The 20,213-nt window shown below is 30.8% G+C and carries 18 protein-coding genes; 12 read left to right on the forward strand and 6 right to left on the reverse strand.

What is annotated here, in order from left to right:
* Positions 1 to 342: 342 nt before the first annotated feature.
* Positions 343 to 1,230 (reverse strand): ACP S-malonyltransferase, encoded by an 888-nt coding sequence (gene fabD / locus MPF19_RS13060; RefSeq protein WP_203394139.1) that lies wholly within the window; start codon positions 1,228 to 1,230, stop codon positions 343 to 345.
* A 344-nt stretch (positions 1,231 to 1,574) separates the two neighbouring features.
* On the opposite strand from fabD, the gene MPF19_RS13065 reads away from it, so the two are divergent.
* The 4 genes from MPF19_RS13065 to MPF19_RS13080 all read left to right on the forward strand — a co-directional run bounded on the left by MPF19_RS13065 (position 1,575) and on the right by MPF19_RS13080 (position 4,704).
* Positions 1,575 to 2,285, forward strand: coding sequence for a DUF547 domain-containing protein (locus MPF19_RS13065; RefSeq protein ID WP_249988576.1), 711 nt, complete (start codon positions 1,575 to 1,577; stop codon positions 2,283 to 2,285).
* Between the two features lie 214 nt (positions 2,286 to 2,499).
* Complete coding sequence (locus MPF19_RS13070) at positions 2,500 to 2,988, forward strand: rhodanese-like domain-containing protein (RefSeq protein ID WP_203394141.1); 489 nt, start codon at positions 2,500 to 2,502, stop codon at positions 2,986 to 2,988.
* 189 nt (positions 2,989 to 3,177) lie between these two features.
* A complete protein-coding gene (locus MPF19_RS13075) occupies positions 3,178 to 3,795 on the forward strand; it encodes a TIGR04282 family arsenosugar biosynthesis glycosyltransferase (protein WP_249988577.1) in 618 nt (205 codons plus the stop codon).
* Between the two features lie 93 nt (positions 3,796 to 3,888).
* Positions 3,889 to 4,704: a purine-nucleoside phosphorylase gene (locus MPF19_RS13080; RefSeq protein WP_249988578.1), complete on the forward strand. Its 816-nt coding sequence runs from the start codon at positions 3,889 to 3,891 to the stop codon at positions 4,702 to 4,704.
* A 23-nt stretch (positions 4,705 to 4,727) separates the two neighbouring features.
* Here the strand turns inward: MPF19_RS13080 and MPF19_RS13085 are convergent, their stop codons facing one another.
* Entirely contained in the window at positions 4,728 to 5,048 is a 321-nt protein-coding gene (locus MPF19_RS13085; protein WP_249988579.1) for a 2Fe-2S iron-sulfur cluster-binding protein, read from the reverse strand.
* Positions 5,049 to 5,305: 257 nt separating this feature from the next.
* Between MPF19_RS13085 and MPF19_RS13090 the strand changes: the two genes are divergently transcribed.
* Both MPF19_RS13090 and MPF19_RS13095 read left to right on the forward strand, forming a co-directional pair.
* The gene (locus MPF19_RS13090; RefSeq protein ID WP_249988580.1) at positions 5,306 to 6,190 is read left to right on the forward strand and encodes a sterol desaturase family protein; all 885 of its coding nucleotides are present in this window, start codon (positions 5,306 to 5,308) and stop codon (positions 6,188 to 6,190) included.
* A 38-nt stretch (positions 6,191 to 6,228) separates the two neighbouring features.
* Positions 6,229 to 8,322 (forward strand): S46 family peptidase, encoded by a 2,094-nt coding sequence (locus MPF19_RS13095; RefSeq protein WP_249988581.1) that lies wholly within the window; start codon positions 6,229 to 6,231, stop codon positions 8,320 to 8,322.
* Positions 8,323 to 8,500: 178 nt separating this feature from the next.
* On the opposite strand, the gene MPF19_RS13100 is transcribed toward MPF19_RS13095, so the two are convergent.
* From MPF19_RS13100 to MPF19_RS13115, 4 genes are all read right to left on the reverse strand, one after another.
* A complete protein-coding gene (locus MPF19_RS13100; protein ID WP_249988582.1) occupies positions 8,501 to 9,232 on the reverse strand; it encodes a metallophosphoesterase family protein in 732 nt (243 codons plus the stop codon).
* 112 nt (positions 9,233 to 9,344) lie between these two features.
* Positions 9,345 to 10,748 carry a hypothetical protein gene (locus tag MPF19_RS13105; RefSeq protein WP_249988583.1) on the reverse strand — a complete coding sequence of 468 codons (1,404 nt, stop codon included), beginning with the start codon at positions 10,746 to 10,748 and terminating at the stop codon, positions 9,345 to 9,347.
* Between the two features lie 6 nt (positions 10,749 to 10,754).
* Positions 10,755 to 11,588, reverse strand: coding sequence for a universal stress protein (locus tag MPF19_RS13110; RefSeq protein WP_203394149.1), 834 nt, complete (start codon positions 11,586 to 11,588; stop codon positions 10,755 to 10,757).
* An 84-nt stretch (positions 11,589 to 11,672) separates the two neighbouring features.
* Positions 11,673 to 12,677, reverse strand: a complete 1,005-nt coding sequence (locus tag MPF19_RS13115) for a glycoside hydrolase family 113 (protein WP_249988584.1) — start codon at positions 12,675 to 12,677, stop codon at positions 11,673 to 11,675.
* 206 nt (positions 12,678 to 12,883) lie between these two features.
* On the opposite strand from MPF19_RS13115, the gene MPF19_RS13120 reads away from it, so the two are divergent.
* The 6 genes from MPF19_RS13120 (at position 12,884) to MPF19_RS13145 (ending at position 20,157) form a co-directional block, all read left to right on the forward strand.
* Entirely contained in the window at positions 12,884 to 14,233 is a 1,350-nt protein-coding gene (locus tag MPF19_RS13120) for an NAD(P)/FAD-dependent oxidoreductase (protein WP_249988585.1), read from the forward strand.
* A 103-nt stretch (positions 14,234 to 14,336) separates the two neighbouring features.
* Positions 14,337 to 15,959: a 4Fe-4S binding protein gene (locus MPF19_RS13125; RefSeq protein ID WP_203394152.1), complete on the forward strand. Its 1,623-nt coding sequence runs from the start codon at positions 14,337 to 14,339 to the stop codon at positions 15,957 to 15,959.
* Positions 15,960 to 16,089: 130 nt separating this feature from the next.
* The gene (locus MPF19_RS13130; protein WP_203394153.1) at positions 16,090 to 16,566 is read left to right on the forward strand and encodes a toxin-antitoxin system YwqK family antitoxin; all 477 of its coding nucleotides are present in this window, start codon (positions 16,090 to 16,092) and stop codon (positions 16,564 to 16,566) included.
* Entirely contained in the window at positions 16,563 to 17,258 is a 696-nt protein-coding gene (locus tag MPF19_RS13135) for a glycosyltransferase family 2 protein (protein ID WP_203394154.1), read from the forward strand. Before MPF19_RS13130 ends, MPF19_RS13135 begins: the two co-directional genes overlap by 4 nt.
* A 56-nt stretch (positions 17,259 to 17,314) precedes the next feature.
* On the forward strand, positions 17,315 to 18,748 hold the full coding sequence (locus MPF19_RS13140; protein WP_284041517.1) for a cellulose synthase family protein: 1,434 nt from the start codon (positions 17,315 to 17,317) through the stop codon (positions 18,746 to 18,748).
* Positions 18,748 to 20,157 carry an MptA/MptB family glycosyltransferase gene (locus MPF19_RS13145; RefSeq protein ID WP_249988586.1) on the forward strand — a complete coding sequence of 470 codons (1,410 nt, stop codon included), beginning with the start codon at positions 18,748 to 18,750 and terminating at the stop codon, positions 20,155 to 20,157. Before MPF19_RS13140 ends, MPF19_RS13145 begins: the two co-directional genes overlap by 1 nt.
* The last annotated feature ends 56 nt before the right edge of the window (positions 20,158 to 20,213 follow it).

Genomic DNA, 20,213 nt, shown 5'->3' on the forward strand with positions numbered 1-20,213 from the left:
TTTAGCAAGTTCAATTGAAGTATCCAAAATAGAAATAATTTTAAAGTCAAAGTTCTTCCTTTTTATTTTACTCCACAACTTTTTGTGTTGATCCGAAATCTGAACTAAATTTACAAACCGATTTGATTGAAAAGCACTAAAAGCCAACAATGTGTCAAAAATTGCTTAATTCAATAAATTAGAATGTTTCTAAAACAAAATAATATTAAATTTAAACATCGGAAAATTACGGTTTCAAAACCGCAACTTTGGTTATTCTACCCCGTTAACGAATCCAATAATCACAAAAAAAAACGAACACTCACAAGTTCGTTTTTTTAATATAAAATATTTCGTTAAAATCTACTCAGCCAAAGCAGCTCCAGAAGCAGCCACAGATCTATCAATTTTACGCATTAAACCCTGTAACACTTTACCAGGTCCAACTTCAATAAATTCCGTTCCACCATCAGCAATCATTGCTTGTATACATTGCGTCCATTTTACTGGCGCCGTTAACTGTGCAATTAAGTTTTCTTTAATTTCATCCGGACTCGTAACCGCCTTCGCAACCACATTTTGGTATACAGCACAAGTAGGTTTGCTAAATACAGTCGCTTCAATTGCCGCAGCTAATTCTGCTCTTGCAGGCTCCATCATTGGCGAATGAAATGCACCCCCAACAGGTAATAACAACGCTCTTCTTGCTCCTTTTTCCGTTAAAACTTCACAAGCTTTTTGTACTGCAGCAACTTCTCCAGAAATTACTAACTGTCCTGGGCAATTGTAATTTGCTGCCACCACTACTCCATCAATTTCTGCACAGGTGTCTTCAACTACATCATCTGCCAATCCTAAAACTGCCGCCATGGTACTTGGGGCTGCTTCACATGCTTTTTGCATTGCCAAAGCACGTTTAGAAACCAATTTCAAACCATCTTCAAAAGTTAAAACTCCGTTTGCAACCAAGGCAGATAATTCTCCCAAAGAATGTCCTGCAACCATTTCTGGCTGAAAAGAATCGCCTAAAACTTTTGCTAAAATTACCGAGTGTAAAAAGATTGCCGGCTGCGTAACTTTCGTTTCTTTCAACTGTTCCGCCGTTCCTTCAAACATAATATCTGTAATCGAGAACCCTAAAATCTTGTTTGCTTTTTCAAAGTATTCTTGCGCCAATGCAGACTTTTCGTATAAATCCAATCCCATTCCTGTAAATTGCGCTCCTTGACCCGGAAAAATATATGCTTTCATAAATTGTATTTTTGTGTAGTTGTTTATTCGTTTAATTGTTTGCAAAAATAATCATTTTTATTAGAAGCTAATCCCGCTAGGAGTTTATCTTGAGCGCCGTCGAAAGGCACTCGCTTTTTTTATTCAGAAACAGCATAAAAAAGAGCTCAAACATTAGTTTATACTGAGCGTAGTCGAAGTACTGCAATCGGGGCTAAACTTGTATGCAAACTATTTGTAATTAAAAGGTAGCAAATAAGTATTAAGAAAATATCTTAAAAGCAATACCAAATAACCAAATTTTCAGTTATTATTTGTAATCAACTTAAAAAAAATTCGTCTATATATTTAGAAAACACAAAACAATGAAAAAAATTCTTTTAGTAATAGTTACTCTTTTTACATTATCCAATACAAATGCGCAAACATCAATATTTAACGATTTATTGCAAAAAAATGTTACCAAAAACGGAATTGTAGATTACAAATCTCTGAAACAAAATCCATCAGAATTAAACAATTATCTCTCTTATTTAGAAAAAACGACTCCAGATAATTCATGGTCAAAAAACAAACAAAAAGCCTTTTGGATTAATGCCTACAATGCCTATACTATTAAAATAATTTTAGACAATTATCCTTTAAAAAGTATTACAGACATCAAACAAAACGGGCTCATAGCTTGGAAAATTCCGTTTGCTAAAGTTGGCGGAAAAACCTATACTTTAGATCATATAGAACATACCATTTTAAGAAAAAAATTCTCAGATCCAAAAATACATGTTGGTGTAAATTGTGCTTCTGGTTCTTGTCCAAAATTAGGGAACAAAGCATTTACAGAACAAAATGTAGAAGCAGAATTAACGCATTTAATGAAAGGTTTTGTAAACGATACTTCGAGAAATAAAATTACAGAAAACAACATTCAAATATCTTCTATTTTCAATTGGTTTAAAGAAGATTTTATAAAAAACGGTTCAATTATCGATTTTTTAAATACGTATTCAGAAACTAAAATCAGCCCAAAAGCTAAAATTAGTTATTTAAAATATGATTGGACTTTAAACGGAAAATAGTATTTTTATTTTTCATAAAAAATATTATAACACGCAACAAAGAACCTAAGAACAAGTTCTTTGTTGCGTGTTATAAAAAAGATTTTACAATTGTATAAAATAACTTTAACTTTATAAATTAATACAAGCTGCTTACCTTTTCAGAAAACTCTAAAAAAATAGCTCTAGAAATTAAATTCAAATAGCATCTACCAAAGGAACAAATAAGTATAAAATGAAGAAAATTTTAATTCTTTTTCTCCTGATAACATCAACATTATCTGCACAAAAGAAGTTGGATAAATTATTGAACAAATTCAACAAAAACAATGTTCCTTATATTTCTGTAGATACATTAGCAACTAGAAATGCTATTCTTTTAGATGCTAGAGAAGAAAAAGAATATAAAGTCAGTCATTTAAAAAACGCTATTCTTGTAGGTTTTAATCATTTTAATATCCATAAAACTTTAGAAAAACTACCAGAAGACAAAAGCGCAAAAATTGTAGTGTATTGTTCATTAGGTATCCGTTCTGAAATTATTGCACATCAATTAATTGAAAAAGGGTATACAAACGTTTTTAATTTATATGGCGGAATTTTTGAGTGGAAAAACAATAATTATCAGGTCCTTGATACTTTAGGGAATACCACAGAGAAAATCCATACTTTTAATAAAAAATGGAGCAAATGGCTTTTTAAAGGAGAAAAGGTTTATGAATAAGTCTGCAGTAGACAGTTGCAGTTTTCAGTGATCACTGTTGTGTATTTTAAATAAGTTTGCAGTGTACAGTAACAGTTTTCAGTGATCACTCTTGTGTTAACAACACTATAAAAAATTCTTATCACATAGAAACATAGGATAAGTAATTCTGTGGTAATTTTTCAACGACAATATTATCTTTATTTAATCATGTTAAAAAAATCAAATAGTGAAAATTTATTATTAATCTTCACCAGAAATCCGGAGTTAGGCAAAGCAAAAACACGTTTAGCTAAAATAGTTGGTGATAAAACTGCCTTAGAAATCTATAAATTCTTATTAGATAAAACGAAAGAAGTAACTTCTAAAGTAACATCAGATAAAGCGGTTTATTATTCTGTAAAAATTAGAGAAAACGATATTTGGGATGCAAATAGCTATCAAAAACACCAACAAGTTGGAGAAGATTTAGGCATTAGAATGTTAAATGCTTTTAAAAATAGTTTTGATGCTGGTTATAAAAAAGTAATGATTATTGGCAGCGATTTATATGATTTAACATCAGAAAACATAGAAAATGCATTCGACCAACTAAACTCTAATGATGTAGTTTTAGGACCTGCAGAAGATGGTGGTTATTATCTTTTAGGTATGAATTCTTTGCAAGAAAACATCTTTAAAAACAAAGATTGGGGGACGGCTTCAGTTAGAAAAGATACCTTAGCAGATTTACAAGATAAAGCAGTATTTTTGTTACCAACATTAAATGATGTTGATGTTTTTGAAGACATCGAGCATCATCCTGCATTTGCACAATTTTTAAAATAACAAAATTTCCCTCGAGTGCGGGCGAGAGGTAACATTATTCAGTTCTCTACTACACTCGACCAGACAACAGATACTGAACTAAATTCAGCATAAATGAAAAAACAACAATTACAAGAAACCATCGATTTTTTAAAATCAAACGGAATTACAAATCCAGAAATAGGAATTGTTTTAGGAACAGGATTAGGAAAACTAGTGGACGAAATTTCAATAGAAAAAGAAATTTCGTATTCCGATATTCCAAATTTTCCGGTAGCCACTGTAGAGTCTCATTCTGGTAAATTAATTTACGGAGAATTATCTGGTAAAAAGGTACTTGTAATGGCAGGACGTTTTCATTTATACGAAGGTTATAATCCGTGGGAAGTAACTTACGGAATTAGAACCATGCACGGTTTAGGCATTCAAAACCTACTAATATCTAACGCTGCAGGAGCAATAAACCTCAACTATAAAAGAGGAGATTTAATGCTGATTGAAGATCACATTAATTTACAAGGAAGCTCTCCTTTAGCTTTTCAAAGAGCCAATACTTTTGGTAACATTTTTGCAGATATGTTAGAGCCATACTCAAAAGATATTAATGCCAAAATTAGTGCCATTGCTAAAGAACAAAACATTTTACTACATCAAGGAGTTTATACAAGTTTATTAGGTCCGCAATTAGAAACGAGAGCCGAATACAGAATGTTACAAATTTTAGAAACGGATGCTGTTGGTATGAGTACTGTGCCAGAAGTAATTGTTGCAAAACAACTGAACTTGCCTTGTGCAGCTATTTCTGTGTTAACGGATGAGTGCGACCCTAAAAATTTACAACCTGTAGATATCGTAGAAATTATAGCGATTGCCGGTAAAGCAGAACCCAAAATGATTGCATTGTTTAAGGAAGTAATTAAAGAACTTTAACTTCTATGTTATATAAAAGCAGGCTACATAAATTGTCTAGAATCTAAAACCTTCCAGGTAGTTTCATGTAAGTCTGCGTTTAGAAAAATTTGACATGCCAAACGCGTATTAAAATATTCTGAGTATTTGTTTAATATAGTCTGCTCATCCCCTATTTTATTGCTTTTAAAAGCACCTTTTAATTGCTGTACCATACAAGTACCGCACCAAGCTCTTCCTCTACAATCGCCAATATCTTCTGCCAAAGCATCCACAATAAAGACCATTAAATTTTGTGTTTTGTTGGGTTCAAAAGTCAATGTACTTAAAACTCCAGAACTGTCTTCTATATGTATGTTATACATGGGGTTATTGCTTTATTTTGTCTTAAGACTTACTATATTCTTTTTTTCTTTATTACAAAATATCTAACTTAGTTGAGTATTTTTGCCTTGTTATAAATAACATTTTTTGCTGTTTATTATAATAAAAAAAGGCCATCAAACTTAAATCTAACTGAAATTTTATCTTTGTAAAGATAAGGTTTAACTGTAAGTATTAATATTAATTCATGACCAACCCATTCAGATTTAAAAGCTTGAAAAATCTTTATCTCTAAAAAATGAACAAATACCTAGACATCATAAAAAACTCTTATTCCGATTATTGGAATTACGTAAAACAATCTGTTTTAATGGAACTCAACTGGGAGAACTATTTCTATGGATTGATTATTATTTCATTGGTTGTTTGGGGGTTAGAAATTATTTTTCCTTGGCGAAAAAATCAGTCTATTTTTAGAAAAGACTTTTGGCTGGATACCTTTTACATGTTTTTCAATTTCTTTTTATTAAATTTAATTGTATTGATTGCACTATCTAACTCTGCAGCACAATTGTTTGATGATCTTTTAGGAATTGTAGGTTTGTCTATTACCAATTTTCAATTGATAGAAATTAACAACCTTCCTTTTTGGGCTAGAATTTTTATCTTTTTTATTGTGGTAGATTTTGTACAATGGTGGACGCACAGACTATTACATACTTTTGAGTTTCTTTGGAATTTCCATAAAGTGCATCACTCTGTAAAAGAAATGGGCTTTGCGGCACACTTACGTTATCATTGGATGGAGCCTGTGGTTTACAATTCTATAAAATACATTCCGTTGGCTATTATTGGCGGATTTTCTGCTCAAGATGTTGTTTTTGTTCATTTTTTTAATATTACCATAGGGCATTTAAATCATGCAAATATTAATTGGGATTACGGTTGGTTAAAATATATTTTAAACAACCCGAAAATGCATATTTGGCATCATGTAAAAGAATTACCAAAAGACAGAAAAAATGGTGTTAACTTCGGAATTACATTAAGTATTTGGGATTACATTTTTAAAACAAATTACATTCCGTATTCTGGTAGAGATATCGAATTAGGCTTTGATGATGAAAACCAATTTCCTGAAGATTTTATACATCAAGAAATATATCCTCTAGGTAAAAAGTAACCCTTTTTGTATCTTTATCGTTCTTAATTTTTATCAATATGAAATATATTAAAATACTGTTTTTATTCCTATTTGTTCAAGTTTCTGCACAACAAGGAGGTATGTGGATTCCGTCTCTTTTAGAAGGAATGAATGAGCAAGAAATGACTTCTTTAGGAAGTAAATTAACAGCAAAAGACATTTACGACGTCAACAATTCTAGTTTAAAAGATGCTATTGGGCATTTTAATGGAGGTTGTACTAGTGAAATTATTTCTCCAAAAGGTTTAGTTTTAACCAATCATCATTGTGGTTTTGGGCAAATTCAAGCGCATTCTACTTTAGAAAATGATTATTTAAAAGATGGTTTTTGGGCGATGAATTTAGAAGAAGAATTACCAAACCCAGGTTTATATATTGAGTTTATTGTTAAAATTGAAGACGTAACAGATACTGTTCTCCAAGGTATTAATGATTCGTTAACGGAAAAAGAAAAACAAGCTATCATCACAAAAAATGGCAATGCTTTACAAAAGACAATTACCAAAGAGCCTTGGCAACATACCAAAATAAAATCATTCTTTAAAGGAAATCAATTCTTTTTGTTTATCACAGAACGTTTTAACGATATTCGTTTAGTAGGTGCACCTCCAACAAGTATCGGTAAATTTGGTAGCGACACAGATAATTGGGTTTTCCCTAGACATACTGGTGATTTTTCGATGTTCAGAATTTATGCTGATGCAAATAATCATCCTGCAAAATATAGCAAAGATAATGTGCCATACAAACCAAAACACTTTTTACCCGTTTCTTTAGACGGTGTAGAAGAAGGAGATTTTACCTTAGTATTTGGTTTTCCTGGTAGTACAGATGAATATTTACCTGCAGTTGCCGTTAAGCATATTACACAAGAATACAACCCAACAAATATTGCCATTAGAGAAGCTGCTTTAAAAGTAATTGACGCAAAAATGAAAACGAGTGATGAAATTCGTATCAAATATGCTTCTAAACAAGCTAGAATAGCAAATTATTGGAAAAAATGGATTGGAGAAAATTTAGGAATTCAAAAAAGTAATGCCGTAGAAAAAAGACAAGACTTTGAAGCTACCTTTACAAAAGCGTTGGCAGAAAAAAACTTAACTGAAAAGTATGGTAATATTCTCCCTGAATTTGATCGTTTGTATAAAGATTTTGGGCCTATAAATATTAAAAGAAGAAACTTTATTGAGGTCTTTTTAGTTACCAATGAATTAATGTCAATGACCTTTAGAGCGTATCAATTTGAACAAGCTGTTAAAAAAGATCCTACTTCTTTTGACAAAGCTAAAGTTGCCATAGAAAACACTTTAAAAGGGATTCATAAAAATTATGATGTTAGCGTAGATAAAGGTGTTTTTAAAAATGTGATGCCTTTTTACAACAAAAATGTTGATGCTAGTATTTATGAAAAAACGGCTTTCACAAACTTAGATACTTCTTTAAAATTGTTTGATGGAAATGCCAAAAAGGTGCTTAAAAAATTAAATAAAGATGCTGCTTATCAATATGCAAAACCAATGATTGAAGCATTCTACAATGCTATTAACAAAGAGTATCAACAAAAAAATGAACCCATTTTAGCCTTGCAAAAAACCTATATAAAAGCATTGATGGAAGCGTTGCCAAACGCACGCTATTTTCCGGATGCAAACAGTACTTTACGTGTAACGTACGGACAAGTTAGAGGCTACGCACCAAGAGATGCCGTTTACTACAATCCGGTGAGTTATTTAGATGGAGTTATAGAAAAATATATTCCTGGAGATTATGAGTTTGATGTTCCAAAGAAATTACGTGAATTATACAAAACGAAAGATTACGGACAGTATACAGATAAAAATGGTAAAGTTCCCGTTTGTTTTTTAGGTACAAATCACACCACAGGTGGAAACTCTGGAAGCCCTGCAATAGATGCGGAAGGAAACTTAATTGGTTTAAATTTTGACAGAGTTTGGGAAGGAACCATGAGTGATATGAACTACGATCCTGAGATTTGTAGAAACATCATGGTAGATGTGAGATATGTATTATTTATTGTTGATAAATATGCCGGAGCAACTCATTTAATTGATGAAATGACATTAGTACATCCGAAGAAAGATAAATAATTAAAGTATATATTAAGTATTAAAAAAGGTTTAAGAAACATGAAAATGAATGTTTCTTAAGCCTTTTTTTGTATTGAAAAATCAGTGTATTCTTGTTACTAAATAGCAATACCAAATAAAGGATTTCCAAATCGTTCCTCATTCGTAAGGACAAGCTAAACCATAAGCAACATAAAAATTACTTATTTCTCCCTTTTTCATTAGGGTACAAACTTGGCAAATCATCACTTTGTACAAACTCTTTGGTATCAATATTTAAACCAGTCACTTTTCCTTTAAAAGCAGCACCGGTATCAATATTCCAAACATTTGCAATGTTTATTGGGTTTGGCTCATTATAGTTTGTGGTAGGTGTATGACCTATGTAAATTTCCTTATAATGTTGTATTCTTTTAGGATAAAATAAAGAATTTTTCTCTATTCTAGAATCTAAGGCTAAAAGCATCTCCCACAAAGATCTATCTAAATAAAACAGCTTTTGAAACTGCTCTTTTTCTACACCGTGTAAAGAAGTAAAACCAGCATGTAAAAACAACCTATTTTCTGTATCTATATGATATAATGGTAAATTCTCGAAAAAAGTTAAGTGTTGTTTTTTTTCTTCGGATGAAAAATCGGCATAACTTTCCATGGTTTCTTTACCTCCGTGTAAAAACCAAGTAGGATTTACATCCTTCTCATTTTTTAACCAATTCTGGCACCAAACATCATGATTTCCTTTGATAAAAACACACTCGAATTTTTGAGCTAATTCTAATAATAGTTGTACAACTTGCGCAGATTGACTCCAACCATCTACATAATCTCCCATGAAAATGATTTTATCACCATCTTTTAATTCAAGTTTATTTAATACCTGAATTAATGCTTTTAAGCCTCCATGAATATCTCCAATTGCAAAAGTTCTCATCTTAATTTTGTTTTTGGCAAAACTAAGTGTTTTTATAAAAAAACTAGAATTGTTAGATTAAATTTAGATTACTATTTATCAATCTTAACTTTTAGAAATCTTTTAAACTCAACTATTCTGCAGTAAAGTTTTCTTGAATCATCAAATTCACCCAAAAATCATCACTTAAACCCATTACAGTAATTTTATAATCTTCATTTAAAATTAATGCCGCTGGAGTCTCTAAATTTATTTTTGAAGTTACATTAGAAGTATCATAATACTGAAACATTTTATCTTCTGTAAAAGTACCTGATAAAAGATCACTATCAGAATCTGTAACTATTTCTAAATATTGAACATTTTCTTTATAAGCTCCATCTGCCCATGTAAATTTCGGCATTAATGATTCCGAAGCATCTATGGTAAGATCCGTAAACCATTCTGTAGGCCTATTTTGATTTTTAATTTTTACTGGATTAGAAATATGCAATGTTTCACCAATAACATACGTAATAATACACCAACTTTCTGCATCATCTGTTCTATTGTACCTTCTTAGTTTTCCTCCATAAACAGCTTCATCTTTCAGCATTTTTCTTCTATAATTAGAAAAATCATTTTTACCTACCAAGGTATTGTCTGTTTCATAATACCTCATGGCAGAAGAACCTGTTAAGAAATCATAATAAATATAAGAAAGACTTTTAGAACCACTACTACTAGCCGCAAAAGCCAATGCACTTTCAATTGTTTTTGATGAATTTAAAGCTACATATTCTTCTAAATTTCTTGGTACAAATGTTTCTAAAATTACGGTATTTACCCAATAATCATCACTAATTGCCATCATTGTAAAAAGATACTCAGTATCTTCTACCAAATCATCCGGAGTTTTAGAAGTATTTAGAGAGCTCTCTACATTAGAAGTATCAAAATACTGAAACGTTTTATCTAAAGTATATGTACCTGACACAAAAGTATCATCATCTACTTCAGAAATTGATTCAAAATAAATTGTATTGTCATCCACTCCAAAATCTGACCAAGTGAATTTTGGATTTAATGTAGTTGGAAATTCAATAGAAACTTCATCCGTCCAACTTGTTGGGTTTGTTACATTTTTTAAACGAATTGGATTCGATTTATGCAATTCACCATCTAACATATAGGTAACTAAGCACCATTTTTCTTCGGAATCTGATCTTGTAAAACGCTTCAATTCTCCTTCAAAAACATCCTTTGCAGTTAGGTTCTGTCTTCTGTAATTAGAAAGGTCTGGTTGACCTACCTCTGGGATATCTGCCTCATAATATCTAATATCTGTGGCACCTGTTTCTGGTGCTGTATAAATATAAGTAGTACTTGTGCTACCGCTAGCACTTGCCGCATATGCAAAAAAGTCTCCTGAATCTGTATTTGACGAGGCCTCTATATATTCCTGTAAATTTCTTGGAACAGTAATGTCATTATCTTCTGTACATGAAAAGAGAAAAAAGGGAATAAAAACTGTAATCAGGAAATTTTTAATGGTCATCTATATTTAAATTTTAATAGTAATAATTGGCAAGGTAGAATGATTTGCAACATCCTCTGCAACACTTCCTGCAAAAATATGCGATAATCCTTGTCTACCATGTGTAATTACAGAAATTAAATCTGCACCTACAGCATTCGAAAAACTAAGAATTCCTTTTTCAATAGTTCTATCGCAAACATAGTTTACATTAATCATTCTATGCACATCTCCTTCTGCTTTTAGTAAAAAATTATTTGCCATTCTTTCCATTTCTGTAGTTGTTTTAAACTCTTCATTTGGCAAATTCACGTATAAAATATGTTTTTGAGCATTTAAAAAATCTAATGCTTTTAGCATTCTATTAAATGCAGGTATACTTTCTTCAGAGAAATCTGTTGCCACAACAATATCAGAAAAATCGGCATTTACCATTTCATTTTTAATCACCAAAACCGGCAAATTAGAAAATCTTACCACTTTTTCTGTATTAGAACCTATAAAAAATCCTTTTACCCCTCCAGTACCCTGAGAGCCCATAATAATAAGATCTGCTTTTATTTCTTCTGCTATTTCGTTTATCTCACTAAATACTTTAAAATGTTTTATAATAGGAATAATTTTTATTCCTTCTAAATAATCTTTTTTAAGAAAATCTTTAAACTTTTTTTCTGCTAATTTTAAGAAAAATATGGCTTTTTCTTGTTGATTGTCTTCACTTTCTGTTAAAGAAACCTCTTGCATATCTAACATGTGCATTGCATACACAGTTGCATTGTATTTTTTAGCTAGCAATGCTGCTGTTTTTAAAGCAAACTCAGAATATTTAGAAAAATCTATGGGTACAATTATTTTTTTCATGATAGTGGTGGATATATCTGTTAAAAATACAAATTTAACAACTAATTAAAGAATTATATAAGATATTGGTCATGTTTTAAAATTCTATTTTTGCTGATATAGTTTTCTAAGAACAGCTTGTGCTGGTTTATTTTGAGGTGTAAATCTATTATCTTTTTCTCCTCCCACTTTATCATAAGCGTGAAACCATTTCCAAACAAAACCACCTGCAAACCAATCTTCTTTCCAAAACTCATTATGTATTGCTTGCAAACCGTTTACTTGTGCATCTAAATTTACCTGCCCCTCTACTCTATTTGCATCCCAAGGTTCTTTGCCTGTAAAATCTACACTTCTATACCCAAATTCTGTAAATAAAACGGGGATATTAAATTGCTTTTGAACCTGAGAAATTTCTTTTTTATGAGATTGCCAACCTATTTCGAAATCTTTAATAGAAGGTGTTTTTTTATCGCTTAAAGGAAAATAGGCATCTATACCAATAAAGTCTAAATCTTTCCAGATATCAATATGTTTATATTCGTCCCAATTTGCAGCATAGGTTAATTTACCTGTATAAATTTTTCTTATTTCTTTAATAAGTTTTCTCCAATATTCTGGCCTGTTTATTACAAACTTACCTAATTCTGTACCAATACAAAGTATTCCTGCATTAATTTGTTGTGCAGATTTTGCATACGCTAATATAAATTCTGAATATGATTTTTCTAAAATAGTCCATTTTTCTTCAGAATTCATTTCTATATGTCCCGTAAATTGTCCACGACCAACCCAAAGCTGGGGTTTCACCATCACCTTTACATTTTTCTTTTTAAATTCATTTGCATATTGTAACAAGCCATTTTTAGTTTCTCCAAACCATTGTCTGCTTGTATTGTGAATGACTTCTGGTGATGATAAATCTCTTATAAAACCAAAAGGCATCAATGCAACATAATTGCTTTGTGCTTTTAAAACAGAATTAGTATGTGTTGTATCTATCTGATCTCTTGATGCAACAAAACTTAATCCGTTTATTTTTTTTTGCTGACTATTACAAGATAGCTGAATAAATATCAGCAATAAAAAAAGGAATTTATATGTTTTCATAAAGCCCCGAAAATAGTTTTTTATAAAAACAATGCTCTTAAACCAATGTTAAAACTTTGTATAAAGTATGTTTCCATTCTCTCTTAAAAATCATGATGTTTTTTTTTGTAAACCTTAAAAAACTTATTTATATCCATTCTAAATTAATGTTTCTATTTAAGTTCTTAACTTTAGCTTCGACTTAACCCCCAAGAATTAATCATCCTATGAAACATATTGTAATAATTGGTAACGGAATTTCTGGAGTTACTGCAGCAAGACACATCAGAAAAAACTCTGACAATAAAATAACTATTGTTTCTGCAGAAACAAAATATTTCTTTTCTAGAACAGCCCTAATGTATGTTTATATGGGACACATGAAGTTTGAACACACACAACCTTATGAAAATTGGTTTTGGAAAAAAAACAGAATTGAACTTAGAGAAGGTTTCGTTAGTAAGGTAGATACTGATAAAAAAGAATTGGAATTTAAAGATTCTTCTACTCTTTCTTACGATCAATTAATTATTGCAACGGGCTCTAAACCAAATAAGTTTGGATGGCCTGGTCAAGACCTAGAAGGTACATTGGGTATGTACCATAAACAAGATTTAGAAAAATTAGAAAAATATGCTCCCGATAATAAAACGTGTAAACGTGCTGTAATTGTTGGTGGAGGATTAATTGGTATTGAATTGGCAGAAATGCTAAGAAGCAGAAAAATACCTGTTACTTTTTTAGTAAGAGAAGATAGTTTTTGGAACGGTGTTTTACCTGCACAAGAATCTGAAATGATTAACAAGCACATTAAAGAACATCATATAGATTTGCGCTTAAGCACCAATTTAAAAGAAATTAAATCGGATGAAAACGGACGTGTAAAATCTATTATTATTGAAGAAACGGGTGAAGAAATTCCTTGTAACGTAGTGGGATTAACCGCTGGGGTTACACCTAATATCGATTTCCTAAAAGAATCTGGAATAGAATTAGGAAGAGGTGTAAAAGTAAATCGTTTTTTAGAAACCAATATAAAAGACATTTATGCCATTGGCGATTGTGCAGAACAGCACGAAGCAATAGGACAACGTAGAAATATTGAAGCCGTTTGGTATACAGGAAGAATGATGGGAGAAACTTTAGCACAAACCATCTGTAATAATAAAACAGCCTATAAACCAGGACATTGGTTTAACTCTGCAAAGTTTTTAGACATCGAATATCAAACCTACGGTTGGGTTTTTAGTGAAAAAGGGAAACAAGAAAACGAAGCGTATTTTCAATGGCAACATCCTACAGAAAATAAATGTATTACCATTTCTTTTGATAAAAACACTAATAAATTTTTAGGCATCAATACCTTCGGAATTAGAATGCGTCATGAAATTTTTGACAAATGGTTAACCGAAAACAAATCTATAGAACATGTATTAGAGTTTTTAGCCGATGCTAATTTTGATCCTGAATTTTTTAAACTACATGAAGCTGAAATTTTAGCCAAATTCAACACCGAAAATAACACCAATATTCAACCAAAAAAGAAAAGTTGGAAACGCATTTTCGCTAAAGTTTAAACACATCAACCTGCAAGGTTTTTAAAACTTTGTAAATTTCTAAAGCACAATAATAACTAATACCTACAAGGTCTTTGAAACCTTGCGGGAAACACAAAACTAAATGAAACTTATAAAACAATCTGGTTTAATTATCTTCTTAGCAGGATTAACCTTCTTTATAGCTACCGTTTTTACTGGCTCTTTTAATACAACACAAACAGAATTAGATACCTTTATTAAAGAAAAAGGTTATAAAAGCGAAATTATAAAAGACGAACTTTCTAAAGCTATTGTTACTGAAGACAACTTAAACATTTTCGAATTTTCTAGTGGCGTTATAAATGCTATTGAAACCTCTAACAACCATTATGATGCATTGATTGCAAAATTTGATGCAGCAAAAAATTGGGACGAAAAAGGAAAACAATTTCAATATAAAATCTTTGGAAAACCACATAGTATCAGTTTTGAACTCGCTAAAAGGTCTGGAAAAGGTTTTGCCGCAGATAATACAGGATTGGCTTGGTTTCTAACATTTGGTTTAGGTATTATCGGTGCTCTGCTATTTATTGTTCCTGATGTTATTTTACTAGGAAAACCAGGTATCAAAAACGATGGAATCTTCTTAAATGCAGCGACCAACCGCGGTTGGATTGGTTGGTTTACGTTTATCTTTTTAGTAACTTTTTATATTCTACTTTATTTTTATCCAGATTTTATTGTAAACTGGGTGTATTTAGTAGATCCAATTAGTAAATCTCTTAGTGGAAATCCTGCGGGTCAATGGTTTTTATATGGTTATTTATACTGTGTTGTTATGACTGTGATGGCTGTAAGAATGTATATAAAATACCGTCATAATAAATACCAAATATTAAGAACTACTTCTGTTTTATTTTTTCAAATTGTGTTTGCTTTTTTAATTCCGGAAATTTTAGTCCGTTTCGAAAAACCTTGGTACGATTTTAAAAATGCGTTTCCATTAGATTACGATTTCTTCTTTAAATGGAACTTAGACGAACTGCTTGCTAGTGGAGGTTTTGGTTTATTTATTCTAGTTTGGGGAGTGGTATTAACTATTGTAGTTGTGCCTGTTATGGTTTATTTCTTCGGAAAAAGATGGTACTGTTCTTGGGTTTGTGGCTGTGGTGGTTTGGCAGAAACATTAGGAGATCCTTACAGACAAAACTCTAGTAAAACACTTCTTTCTTGGAGAGCAGAACGTATCATTATTCATTCTGTTTTAGTTTTTGTTTTAGTGATGACTGGTTTTGCTTTGTACACCTTCTTCTCTGGTGCAGACACTGTTTTAGGAATTAAAACACAAACAATTCAAGATATTTATGGCTTTTTAATCGGTGCTATTTTTGCGGGTGTAATTGGTACTGGCTTCTATCCTATTTTCGGTAACAGAGTTTGGTGTCGTTTTGGTTGTCCTTTAGCAGCATATTTAGGTTTTATTCAACGTTTTAAATCGAGATTTAGAATTACCACAAATGGTGGACAATGTATTTCTTGTGGAAACTGCTCTACCTATTGTGAACAAGGAATTGATGTTAGATCTTATGCGCAAAAAGGAGAAAACATTGTCCGTTCTAGTTGTGTAGGTTGTGGAGTTTGTTCTGCAGTTTGTCCAAGAGGCGTTCTAAAATTAGAAAACGGACCAGAAGACGGTAGAATTAATCCGACAGAAATTTTATTAGGTAATGATGTTGATTTAATGGATTTAGTGAATCAAAAATAAGTAGTCCGTAAAAACAGTATTCAGTTGGTAATCTCAGTTTACATTAACCAATTCATCATTTTTTTTAATCGATATAACTCTGTGAATCTCTGAGAAAACTCCGCGAATCTCTGCGCAATAACTTAACAAAATGAAAAATTTACCTATTCTTTCTTTTCTCTTTTTTTCGTTGATGCTTTTTGGTCAGAAAAAATATATGAAAGAATATTTCAAAAACGGAATACTAAAAGAAGAAGGTTGGGTTTTAAATGATCAAAAAACTGCCTTTTGGAAATTTTATTATAAAAACGGAAATATCAAGAAAGAAGGGCATTTTACTAATAATTTAGAAACCAATTATTGGTATTTTTACAGCGAAAATTTATCAAAAGAAAAAGAAGGACATTTTACAAAAGGAATTAAAAACGATTGGTGGTTATTTTACGATAAAAAAGGACAAATAAACCATAAATGTCAACTTAAAAATAATCAAAAAAACGGTTTTTGTTTGATCTATAAAAATCGAAAACTGATAAAAGCATCAAAGTACAAAAACAATAAAAAAATAAAAGAATGGACAGACTTTTCATCCTTTAGAAATGAAAACAGTCTCAATGATTTAAGATGATAAAACCTATAATAAAAGTTATTATTCCTGCTTATAACGAGCAAGATTCTATAGTAAATGTTATTAACGACATACCTAAAATAGTAGATGAGGTTATTGTTATTAGTAACAATTCTACAGATAATACAGAAATAAATGCAAAAAATGCAGGAGCTACTGTTTTAACTGAAAACAGAAAAGGATACGGCTATGCCTGTTTAAAAGGAATGGAATATATTCATCAACAAAAAACAACACCAGAAATTATTGTTTTTTTAGACGGAGATTATTCCGATTACCCAGCACAATTAACAGAAATTATTTACCCTATTGTAAATGACAATATCGATTTTGTAATTGGTTCTCGGGTTAAAGAATTAAGAGAACATGGTTCTATGACGCCTCAACAAATTTTTGGTAATTGGTTGGCTACTTTTTTAATGAAGTTATTTTTCGGTGCAAAATTTACAGATTTAGGTCCTTTTAGAGCTATTAAATATGATAAATTATTGGCTTTAAACATGGAAGATAAAACTTATGGATGGACCGTTGAAATGCAGTTAAAAGCATTAAAACAAAAATTAAGTTATGTAGAAATTCCTGTTAAATATAGAAACAGAATAGGCATTTCTAAAGTATCTGGTACGGTAAAAGGAAGTATCTTTGCAGGAGTAAAAATATTAGGTTGGATTTTTAAATACAGTTTTAAATAGTGGTTATAGAATACATAATTATAGTGATTTATTCAATTTCGTTATTGCTTATTTTCATGTACGCTTTAGCGCAATTAAACCTGCTGTTTAACTACTTAAAAGCTAGAAAAAAAGAAGATAGTTCAGAAAAATTCGACTTTTCAAATTCAAAAGAAATTCCGTTTATAACCATACAATTGCCCGTTTATAACGAATTGTATGTAATGGATCGATTGTTAAAAAACATTGCAAAAATAGAGTATCCAAGAGAAAAGCTAGAAATTCAAGTTTTAGATGATTCTACAGATGAATCTGTAGAAATTACCGCAAAACTAATCAAAGAAATTCAAGCACAAGGATTAGATATTCAGCATATCAAAAGAACCAATAGACAAGGTTTTAAAGCAGGCGCCTTAAAAGAAGGTTTAAAAATTGCCAAAGGAGAATTCATCGCTATTTTTGATGCAGATTTTTTACCACAACCAGATTGGTTATACCAAACGGTTCCGTATTTTAAAGACCCAAAAATTGGAGTGGTTCAAACTCGTTGGGGTCATATCAACAGAAATTATTCTACACTTACAAAAATTCAAGCTTTTGCTTTAGATGCACACTTTACCTTAGAGCAAGTGGGTAGAAATAGTCAAGGTCATTTTATCAACTTTAACGGTACAGCTGGCGTATGGAGAAAAGAGTGTATTTACGATGCTGGTAATTGGCAGGGAGACACGCTTACAGAAGACTTAGATTTAAGCTACAGAGCACAACTAAAAAATTGGAAATTTAAATACTTAGAAAATGTAGTTACACCTGCAGAGTTACCGGTAGTTATTAGTGCTGCAAGGTCTCAACAATTTAGATGGAACAAAGGTGGCGCAGAGAATTTTCAGAAAATGATGAAACGTGTTATTAAAAGCAAAAACGTTTCTTTTAAAACTAAAATTCATAGTTTATTGCATTTATTAAACAGCTCTATGTTTACGTGTATTTTTTTGGTTGCTGTTTTAAGCGTACCAATGTTGTACATAAAAAATGAATATGAACACTTAAAGGTTTATTTCTATGTAATGAGCTTTTTTGTAATAAGCTCTTTAATCTTTTTTGTTTGCTATTGGTTTATGTTCAAAGCTATTTATGGCGGAGGATTTGTCAAATTTATAAAATACATTGGATCATTCTTCACTTTCTTTTCTGTTGCAATGGGATTTTCATTACACAATACAATTGCTGTTTTAGAAGGTCATTTAGGTAAAAAAAGTGAATTTATAAGAACTCCAAAATTCAATATTGGTGGAATAAAAGGAGAATGGAAAAGCAATAAATACATTTCTAAAAAACCCTCTTTTCATGTTATTTTAGAAGGTTTATTAGCAATTTATTTTGTCTTTGGTATGTACAGTGCATTTGTTGTTGGAAACCAAGGTGGAGATTTTGGTTTATTTCCTTTTCATTTTATGCTTTTTATAGGTTTTAGTTACGTCTTTTTTAAATCTATATTTTCTAAAGCTTAATGTCGTTTTTTACAAAATACAAAGATGTTTTACTAATTTTAATTAGCGCACTATTATATTTTATTTTTGCCTATTTTTTAGAAAGAACAGCATTTAACAACCTTCTCTTTTTATGGTTTTCTCTTTTTGGATGTTCTTACTTATTAATAAAAAGCAAAACCATAAACACCTCAACTTTAATTGGATTAGTTATTCTTTTTAGGTTGATTTTCCTCTTCGCTATCCCCAATTTATCTCAAGATTTTTATCGTTTTATTTGGGATGGACGCATGATCCTAGAAGGTTTTAACCCCTATTTATCCTTACCCGAAACGTATATTCAACAAGGCCTTCATCCTATAGCAGAAACAACTAACTTATATGCTGGAATGGGAGAAATGAACGGAAGTCATTACACCAATTATCCTCCAATAAATCAACTTTGTTTTTTAATTGCTGCGTTGTTTGCTAATAAAAGTATATTTGGTTCTGTAGTTGTTTTAAGATTGATTATAATTCTTGCTGATCTTGGGATTCTTTACTTCGGTAAAAAATTATTATTACAATTAAATCTACCTGTTAAAAACATTTTTTGGTACGCTCTAAATCCTTTTATCATTATAGAAATGACTGGGAATTTACATTTTGAACCTGTGATGTTATTTTTCTTAATTTGGAGCTTATACAAACTAAAGCAACAAAAATGGGTTTTGGCAGCTATACTTTTAGCTTGTTCCGTTTCCGTAAAATTAATTCCGCTTTTATTTTTACCTTTATTTTTTCAATGGTTTGTAGATTATAATGGCATTACCAACAAAATGAAGCAATCTTATGAGCAAAGAAAGAACAAATGGAATTCTGCCTTCACTGGAATCACTAAATTAATAGGTTTTTACGCTATCACATTTACAACCATTATCCTTTTATTTCTCCCTTTTTATTCATCAGAATTTATTGAAAACTATGCCAATTCTGTAGGTTTATGGTTCAAAAACTTTGAATTTAACGCAAGCTTTTATTTCATTTTTAGAGAAATTGGTTACTTATTTAGAGGGTATAATGAGATTGCAATTATTGGTAAAATAACACCAATTCTTACCATTTTATTTCTTGTAATTATTACTTTTTTTAGAAAAAACAAATCAATGATTCAATTAATAACCGCATTATTATTTGGCTTGTGTTTTTATTATTTTACAGCAACCACAGTGCACCCTTGGTATTTAGCAACACCATTAATTTTATCAGTATTTACTAGATATCGTTTTCCAATTATATGGACTCTAGTAATCATTTTCAGTTATCAAGCGTACGCAAATACTCCTTGGAAAGAAAATTTATGGTTTGTTGGTTTAGAGTACCTTATACTTTATATATTCCTTGTTTTTGAGCTTCGTAAAAACTTTAAACATTATAAAATTGTAAAATAATCAATTTTTGCCTTTATATTCCGAGAATTTTGTATTTTAGTCATTAATTTTTTTGA

Source organism: Polaribacter sp. Z014 (assembly GCF_023555435.1).
Lineage (GTDB): Bacteria > Bacteroidota > Bacteroidia > Flavobacteriales > Flavobacteriaceae > Polaribacter.